The organism is Leeuwenhoekiella nanhaiensis, from assembly GCF_002744755.1.
Classification (GTDB): domain Bacteria; phylum Bacteroidota; class Bacteroidia; order Flavobacteriales; family Flavobacteriaceae; genus Leeuwenhoekiella; species Leeuwenhoekiella nanhaiensis.
This window is the reverse complement of record NZ_KZ319319.1, coordinates 1-6,614: the sequence shown is the minus strand read 5'-3', so window position 1 is coordinate 6,614 and position 6,614 is coordinate 1. Positions and strand designations below refer to the sequence as shown.

At 46.2% G+C, this 6,614-nt stretch carries 12 protein-coding genes and 1 pseudogene; 10 read left to right on the top strand and 3 right to left on the bottom strand.

The annotated features are described in order from the left end of the window. Positions 1–189: 189 nt before the first annotated feature. From CJ305_RS19080 to rzpD, 9 genes and pseudogenes are all read left to right on the top strand, one after another. Positions 190–372 (top strand): NinE family protein, encoded by a 183-nt coding sequence (locus CJ305_RS19080; protein WP_000113775.1) that lies wholly within the window; start codon positions 190–192, stop codon positions 370–372. Beyond that, positions 327–539: a protein NinF gene (locus CJ305_RS19075; protein WP_306424353.1), complete on the top strand. Its 213-nt coding sequence runs from the start codon at positions 327–329 to the stop codon at positions 537–539. Before CJ305_RS19080 ends, CJ305_RS19075 begins: the two co-directional genes overlap by 46 nt. Beyond that, positions 529–1,143 carry a recombination protein NinG gene (locus CJ305_RS19070; protein ID WP_015979261.1) on the top strand — a complete coding sequence of 205 codons (615 nt, stop codon included), beginning with the start codon at positions 529–531 and terminating at the stop codon, positions 1,141–1,143. Before CJ305_RS19075 ends, CJ305_RS19070 begins: the two co-directional genes overlap by 11 nt. Then, entirely contained in the window at positions 1,140–1,346 is a 207-nt protein-coding gene (locus CJ305_RS19065; RefSeq protein ID WP_002901791.1) for a phage NinH family protein, read from the top strand. Before CJ305_RS19070 ends, CJ305_RS19065 begins: the two co-directional genes overlap by 4 nt. Beyond that, entirely contained in the window at positions 1,324–1,989 is a 666-nt protein-coding gene (locus tag CJ305_RS19060; RefSeq protein ID WP_001271136.1) for a serine/threonine protein phosphatase, read from the top strand. Before CJ305_RS19065 ends, CJ305_RS19060 begins: the two co-directional genes overlap by 23 nt. A gap of 44 nt (positions 1,990–2,033) precedes the next feature. Beyond that, a complete protein-coding gene (locus tag CJ305_RS19055) occupies positions 2,034–2,609 on the top strand; it encodes an antitermination protein (RefSeq protein ID WP_449543899.1) in 576 nt (191 codons plus the stop codon). 676 nt (positions 2,610–3,285) lie between these two features. Further along, positions 3,286–3,609, top strand: a pseudogene (locus CJ305_RS19045) (phage holin, lambda family). Further along, positions 3,593–4,069 (top strand): glycoside hydrolase family 24 protein, encoded by a 477-nt coding sequence (locus CJ305_RS19040; protein ID WP_000229403.1) that lies wholly within the window; start codon positions 3,593–3,595, stop codon positions 4,067–4,069. Before CJ305_RS19045 ends, CJ305_RS19040 begins: the two are co-directional and overlap by 17 nt. Continuing rightward, on the top strand, positions 4,066–4,527 hold the full coding sequence (rzpD, locus tag CJ305_RS19775) for a prophage endopeptidase RzpD (RefSeq protein WP_000092275.1): 462 nt from the start codon (positions 4,066–4,068) through the stop codon (positions 4,525–4,527). The genes CJ305_RS19040 and rzpD overlap by 4 nt, the downstream gene beginning before the upstream one ends. A gap of 31 nt (positions 4,528–4,558) precedes the next feature. Here rzpD and bor read toward each other — a convergent pair whose 3' ends face one another. Both bor and CJ305_RS19020 read right to left on the bottom strand, forming a co-directional pair. Continuing rightward, complete coding sequence (gene bor, locus CJ305_RS19030; protein WP_000738492.1) at positions 4,559–4,852, bottom strand: serum resistance lipoprotein Bor; 294 nt, start codon at positions 4,850–4,852, stop codon at positions 4,559–4,561. Positions 4,853–5,141: 289 nt separating this feature from the next. Beyond that, complete coding sequence (locus CJ305_RS19020) at positions 5,142–5,594, bottom strand: DUF1398 domain-containing protein (protein ID WP_223248938.1); 453 nt, start codon at positions 5,592–5,594, stop codon at positions 5,142–5,144. Positions 5,595–5,837: 243 nt separating this feature from the next. Between CJ305_RS19020 and ybcW the strand changes: the two genes are divergently transcribed. Further along, positions 5,838–6,044, top strand: coding sequence for a protein YbcW (gene ybcW, locus CJ305_RS19010; protein WP_001031427.1), 207 nt, complete (start codon positions 5,838–5,840; stop codon positions 6,042–6,044). A gap of 164 nt (positions 6,045–6,208) precedes the next feature. On the opposite strand, the gene CJ305_RS19005 is transcribed toward ybcW, so the two are convergent. Then, a complete protein-coding gene (locus CJ305_RS19005; RefSeq protein ID WP_001421937.1) occupies positions 6,209–6,403 on the bottom strand; it encodes a YlcI/YnfO family protein in 195 nt (64 codons plus the stop codon). Positions 6,404–6,614: the final 211 nt, after the last annotated feature.

The window sequence follows — 6,614 nt, the reverse complement described above, 5'->3', positions numbered from 1 at the left end:
GCGAAATATTTGGAGGGCAGCTTGATTTCGACTTCGGGAGGGAAGCTGCATGATGCGATGTTATCGGTGCGGTGAATGCAAAGAAGATAACCGCTTCCGACCAAATCAACCTTACTGGAATCGATGGTGTCTCCGGTGTGAAAGAACACCAACAGGGGTGTTACCACTACCGCAGGAAAAGGAGGACGTGTGGCGAGACAGCGACGAAGTATCACCGACATAATCTGCGAAAACTGCAAATACCTTCCAACGAAACGCACCAGAAATAAACCCAAGCCAATCCCAAAAGAATCTGACGTAAAAACCTTCAACTACACGGCTCACCTGTGGGATATCCGGTGGCTAAGACGTCGTGCGAGGAAAACAAGGTGATTGACCAAAATCGAAGTTACGAACAAGAAAGCGTCGAGCGAGCTTTAACGTGCGCTAACTGCGGTCAGAAGCTGCATGTGCTGGAAGTTCACGTGTGTGAGCACTGCTGCGCAGAACTGATGAGCGATCCGAATAGCTCGATGCACGAGGAAGAAGATGATGGCTAAACCAGCGCGAAGACGATGTAAAAACGATGAATGCCGGGAATGGTTTCACCCTGCATTCGCTAATCAGTGGTGGTGCTCTCCAGAGTGTGGAACCAAGATAGCACTCGAACGACGAAGTAAAGAACGCGAAAAAGCGGAAAAAGCAGCAGAGAAGAAACGACGACGAGAGGAGCAGAAACAGAAAGATAAACTTAAGATTCGAAAACTCGCCTTAAAGCCCCGCAGTTACTGGATTAAACAAGCCCAACAAGCCGTAAACGCCTTCATCAGAGAAAGAGACCGCGACTTACCATGTATCTCGTGCGGAACGCTCACGTCTGCTCAGTGGGATGCCGGACATTACCGGACAACTGCTGCGGCACCTCAACTCCGATTTAATGAACGCAATATTCACAAGCAATGCGTGGTGTGCAACCAGCACAAAAGCGGAAATCTCGTTCCGTATCGCGTCGAACTGATTAGCCGCATCGGGCAGGAAGCAGTAGACGAAATCGAATCAAACCATAACCGCCATCGCTGGACTATCGAAGAGTGCAAGGCGATCAAGGCAGAGTACCAACAGAAACTCAAAGACCTGCGAAATAGCAGAAGTGAGGCCGCATGACGTTCTCAGTAAAAACCATTCCAGACATGCTCGTTGAAACATACGGAAATCAGACAGAAGTAGCACGCAGACTGAAATGTAGTCGCGGTACGGTCAGAAAATACGTTGATGATAAAGACGGGAAAATGCACGCCATCGTCAACGACGTTCTCATGGTTCATCGCGGATGGAGTGAAAGAGATGCGCTATTACGAAAAAATTGATGGCAGCAAATACCGAAATATTTGGGTAGTTGGCGATCTGCACGGATGCTACACGAACCTGATGAACAAACTGGATACGATTGGATTCGACAACAAAAAAGACCTGCTTATCTCGGTGGGCGATTTGGTTGATCGTGGTGCAGAGAACGTTGAATGCCTGGAATTAATCACATTCCCCTGGTTCAGAGCTGTACGTGGAAACCATGAGCAAATGATGATTGATGGCTTATCAGAGCGTGGAAACGTTAATCACTGGCTGCTTAATGGCGGTGGCTGGTTCTTTAATCTCGATTACGACAAAGAAATTCTGGCTAAAGCTCTTGCCCATAAAGCAGATGAACTTCCGTTAATCATCGAACTGGTGAGCAAAGATAAAAAATATGTTATCTGCCACGCCGATTATCCCTTTGACGAATACGAGTTTGGAAAGCCAGTTGATCATCAGCAGGTAATCTGGAACCGCGAACGAATCAGCAACTCACAAAACGGGATCGTGAAAGAAATCAAAGGCGCGGACACGTTCATCTTTGGTCATACGCCAGCAGTGAAACCACTCAAGTTTGCCAACCAAATGTATATCGATACCGGCGCAGTGTTCTGCGGAAACCTAACATTGATTCAGGTACAGGGAGAAGGCGCATGAGACTCGAAAGCGTAGCTAAATTTCATTCGCCAAAAAGCCCGATGATGAGCGACTCACCACGGGCCACGGCTTCTGACTCTCTTTCCGGTACTGATGTGATGGCTGCTATGGGGATGGCGCAATCACAAGCCGGATTCGGTATGGCTGCATTCTGCGGTAAGCACGAACTCAGCCAGAACGACAAACAAAAGGCTATCAACTATCTGATGCAATTTGCACACAAGGTATCGGGGAAATACCGTGGTGTGGCAAAGCTTGAAGGAAATACTAAGGCAAAGGTACTGCAAGTGCTCGCAACATTCGCTTATGCGGATTATTGCCGTAGTGCCGCGACGCCGGGGGCAAGATGCAGAGATTGCCATGGTACAGGCCGTGCGGTTGATATTGCCAAAACAGAGCTGTGGGGGAGAGTTGTCGAGAAAGAGTGCGGAAGATGCAAAGGCGTCGGCTATTCAAGGATGCCAGCAAGCGCAGCATATCGCGCTGTGACGATGCTAATCCCAAACCTTACCCAACCCACCTGGTCACGCACTGTTAAGCCGCTGTATGACGCTCTGGTGGTGCAATGCCACAAAGAAGAGTCAATCGCAGACAACATTTTGAATGCGGTCACACGTTAGCAGCATGATTGCCACGGATGGCAACATATTAACGGCATGATATTGACTTATTGAATAAAATTGGGTAAATTTGACTCAACGATGGGTTAATTCGCTCGTTGTGGTAGTGAGATGAAAAGAGGCGGCGCTTACTACCGATTCCGCCTAGTTGGTCACTTCGACGTATCGTCTGGAACTCCAACCATCGCAGGCAGAGAGGTCTGCAAAATGCAATCCCGAAACAGTTCGCAGGTAATAGTTAGAGCCTGCATAACGGTTTCGGGATTTTTTATATCTGCACAACAGGTAAGAGCATTGAGTCGATAATCGTGAAGAGTCGGCGAGCCTGGTTAGCCAGTGCTCTTTCCGTTGTGCTGAATTAAGCGAATACCGGAAGCAGAACCGGATCACCAAATGCGTACAGGCGTCATCGCCGCCCAGCAACAGCACAACCCAAACTGAGCCGTAGCCACTGTCTGTCCTGAATTCATTAGTAATAGTTACGCTGCGGCCTTTTACACATGACCTTCGTGAAAGCGGGTGGCAGGAGGTCGCGCTAACAACCTCCTGCCGTTTTGCCCGTGCATATCGGTCACGAACAAATCTGATTACTAAACACAGTAGCCTGGATTTGTTCTATCAGTAATCGACCTTATTCCTAATTAAATAGAGCAAATCCCCTTATTGGGGGTAAGACATGAAGATGCCAGAAAAACATGACCTGTTGGCCGCCATTCTCGCGGCAAAGGAACAAGGCATCGGGGCAATCCTTGCGTTTGCAATGGCGTACCTTCGCGGCAGATATAATGGCGGTGCGTTTACAAAAACAGTAATCGACGCAACGATGTGCGCCATTATCGCCTAGTTCATTCGTGACCTTCTCGACTTCGCCGGACTAAGTAGCAATCTCGCTTATATAACGAGCGTGTTTATCGGCTACATCGGTACTGACTCGATTGGTTCGCTTATCAAACGCTTCGCTGCTAAAAAAGCCGGAGTAGAAGATGGTAGAAATCAATAATCAACGTAAGGCGTTCCTCGATATGCTGGCGTGGTCGGAGGGAACTGATAACGGACGTCAGAAAACCAGAAATCATGGTTATGACGTCATTGTAGGCGGAGAGCTATTTACTGATTACTCCGATCACCCTCGCAAACTTGTCACGCTAAACCCAAAACTCAAATCAACAGGCGCCGGACGCTACCAGCTTCTTTCCCGTTGGTGGGATGCCTACCGCAAGCAGCTTGGCCTGAAAGACTTCTCTCCGAAAAGTCAGGACGCTGTGGCATTGCAGCAGATTAAGGAGCGTGGCGCTTTACCTATGATTGATCGTGGTGATATCCGTCAGGCAATCGACCGTTGCAGCAATATCTGGGCTTCACTGCCGGGCGCTGGTTATGGTCAGTTCGAGCATAAGGCTGACAGCCTGATTGCAAAATTCAAAGAAGCGGGCGGAACGGTCAGAGAGATTGATGTATGAGCAGAGTCACCGCGATTATCTCCGCTCTGGTTATCTGCATCATCGTCTGCCTGTCATGGGCTGTTAATCATTACCGTGATAACGCCATTACCTACAAAGCCCAGCGCGACAAAAATGCCAGAGAACTGAAGCTGGCGAACGCGGCAATTACTGACATGCAGATGCGTCAGCGTGATGTTGCTGCGCTCGATGCAAAATACACGAAGGAGTTAGCTGATGCTAAAGCTGAAAATGATGCTCTGCGTGATGATGTTGCCGCTGGTCGTCGTCGGTTGCACATCAAAGCAGTCTGTCAGTCAGTGCGTGAAGCCACCACCGCCTCCGGCGTGGATAATGCAGCCTCCCCCCGACTGGCAGACACCGCTGAACGGGATTATTTCACCCTCAGAGAGAGGCTGATCACTATGCAAAAACAACTGGAAGGAACCCAGAAGTATATTAATGAGCAGTGCAGATAGAGTTGCCCATATCGATGGGCAACTCATGCAATTATTGTGAGCAATACACACGCGCTTCCAGCGGAGTATAAATGCCTAAAGTAATAAAACCGAGCAATCCATTTACGAATGTTTGCTGGGTTTCTGTTTTAACAACATTTTCTGCGCCGCCACAAATTTTGGCTGCATCGACAGTTTTCTTCTGCCCAATTCCAGAAACGAAGAAATGATGGGTGATGGTTTCCTTTGGTGCTACTGCTGCCGGTTTGTTTTGAACAGTAAACGTCTGTTGAGCACATCCTGTAATAAGCAGGGCCAGCGCAGTAGCGAGTAGCATTTTTTTCATGGTGTTATTCCCGATGCTTTTTGAAGTTCGCAGAATCGTATGTGTAGAAAATTAAACAAACCCTAAACAATGAGTTGAAATTTCATATTGTTAATATTTATTAATGTATGTCAGGTGCGATGAATCGTCATTGTATTCCCGGATTAACTATGTCCACAGCCCTGACGGGGAACTTCTCTGCGGGAGTGTCCGGGAATAATTAAAACGATGCACACAGGGTTTAGCGCGTACACGTATTGCATTATGCCAACGCCCCGGTGCTGACACGGAAGAAACCGGACGTTATGATTTAGCGTGGAAAGATTTGTGTAGTGTTCTGAATGCTCTCAGTAAATAGTAATGAATTATCAAAGGTATAGTAATATCTTTTATGTTCATGGATATTTGTAACCCATCGGAAAACTCCTGCTTTAGCAAGATTTTCCCTGTATTGCTGAAATGTGATTTCTCTTGATTTCAACCTATCATAGGACGTTTCTATAAGATGCGTGTTTCTTGAGAATTTAACATTTACAACCTTTTTAAGTCCTTTTATTAACACGGTGTTATCGTTTTCTAACACGATGTGAATATTATCTGTGGCTAGATAGTAAATATAATGTGAGACGTTGTGACGTTTTAGTTCAGAATAAAACAATTCACAGTCTAAATCTTTTCGCACTTGATCGAATATTTCTTTAAAAATGGCAACCTGAGCCATTGGTAAAACCTTCCATGTGATACGAGGGCGCGTAGTTTGCATTATCGTTTTTATCGTTTCAATCTGGTCTGACCTCCTTGTGTTTTGTTGATGATTTATGTCAAATATTAGGAATGTTTTCACTTAATAGTATTGGTTGCGTAACAAAGTGCGGTCCTGCTGGCATTCTGGAGGGAAATACAACCGACAGATGTATGTAAGGCCAACGTGCTCAAATCTTCATACAGAAAGATTTGAAGTAATATTTTAACCGCTAGATGAAGAGCAAGCGCATGGAGCGACAAAATGAATAAAGAACAATCTGCTGATGATCCCTCCGTGGATCTGATTCGTGTAAAAAATATGCTTAATAGCACCATTTCTATGAGTTACCCTGATGTTGTAATTGCATGTATAGAACATAAGGTGTCTCTGGAAGCATTCAGAGCAATTGAGGCAGCGTTGGTGAAGCACGATAATAATATGAAGGATTATTCCCTGGTGGTTGACTGATCACCATAACTGCTAATCATTCAAACTATTTAGTCTGTGACAGAGCCAACACGCAGTCTGTCACTGTCAGGAAAGTGGTAAAACTGCAACTCAATTACTGCAATGCCCTCGTAATTAAGTGAATTTACAATATCGTCCTGTTCGGAGGGAAGAACGCGGGATGTTCATTCTTCATCACTTTTAATTGATGTATATGCTCTCTTTTCTGACGTTAGTCTCCGACGGCAGGCTTCAATGACCCAGGCTGAGAAATTCCCGGACCCTTTTTGCTCAAGAGCGATGTTAATTTGTTCAATCATTTGGTTAGGAAAGCGGATGTTGCGGGTTGTTGTTCTGCGGGTTCTGTTCTTCGTTGACATGAGGTTGCCCCGTATTCAGTGTCGCTGATTTGTATTGTCTGAAGTTGTTTTTACGTTAAGTTGATGCAGATCAATTAATACGATACCTGCGTCATAATTGATTATTTGACGTGGTTTGATGGCCTCCACGCACGTTGTGATATGTAGATGATAATCATTATCACTTTACGGGTCCTTTCCGGTGATCCGACAGGTTACGGGGCGGCGACCT

What these genes read in the sequence shown, in the direction of transcription:
- CJ305_RS19070 (WP_015979261.1), top strand. Translation starts at nt 529, where the DNA reads ATGATGGCTAAACCAGCGCGAAGACGATGTAAAAACGATGAATGCCGG.
- CJ305_RS19065 (WP_002901791.1), top strand. Translation starts at nt 1,140, where the DNA reads ATGACGTTCTCAGTAAAAACCATTCCAGACATGCTCGTTGAAACATAC.
- CJ305_RS19060 (WP_001271136.1), top strand. Translation starts at nt 1,324, where the DNA reads ATGCGCTATTACGAAAAAATTGATGGCAGCAAATACCGAAATATTTGG.
- CJ305_RS19055 (WP_449543899.1), top strand. Translation starts at nt 2,034, where the DNA reads ATGAGCGACTCACCACGGGCCACGGCTTCTGACTCTCTTTCCGGTACT.
- CJ305_RS19040 (WP_000229403.1), top strand. Translation starts at nt 3,593, where the DNA reads ATGGTAGAAATCAATAATCAACGTAAGGCGTTCCTCGATATGCTGGCG.
- rzpD (WP_000092275.1), top strand. Translation starts at nt 4,066, where the DNA reads ATGAGCAGAGTCACCGCGATTATCTCCGCTCTGGTTATCTGCATCATC.
- bor (WP_000738492.1), bottom strand. Translation starts at nt 4,852, where the DNA reads ATGAAAAAAATGCTACTCGCTACTGCGCTGGCCCTGCTTATTACAGGA.
- CJ305_RS19020 (WP_223248938.1), bottom strand. Translation starts at nt 5,594, where the DNA reads ATGCAAACTACGCGCCCTCGTATCACATGGAAGGTTTTACCAATGGCT.
- ybcW (WP_001031427.1), top strand. Translation starts at nt 5,838, where the DNA reads ATGAATAAAGAACAATCTGCTGATGATCCCTCCGTGGATCTGATTCGT.
- CJ305_RS19005 (WP_001421937.1), bottom strand. Translation starts at nt 6,403, where the DNA reads ATGTCAACGAAGAACAGAACCCGCAGAACAACAACCCGCAACATCCGC.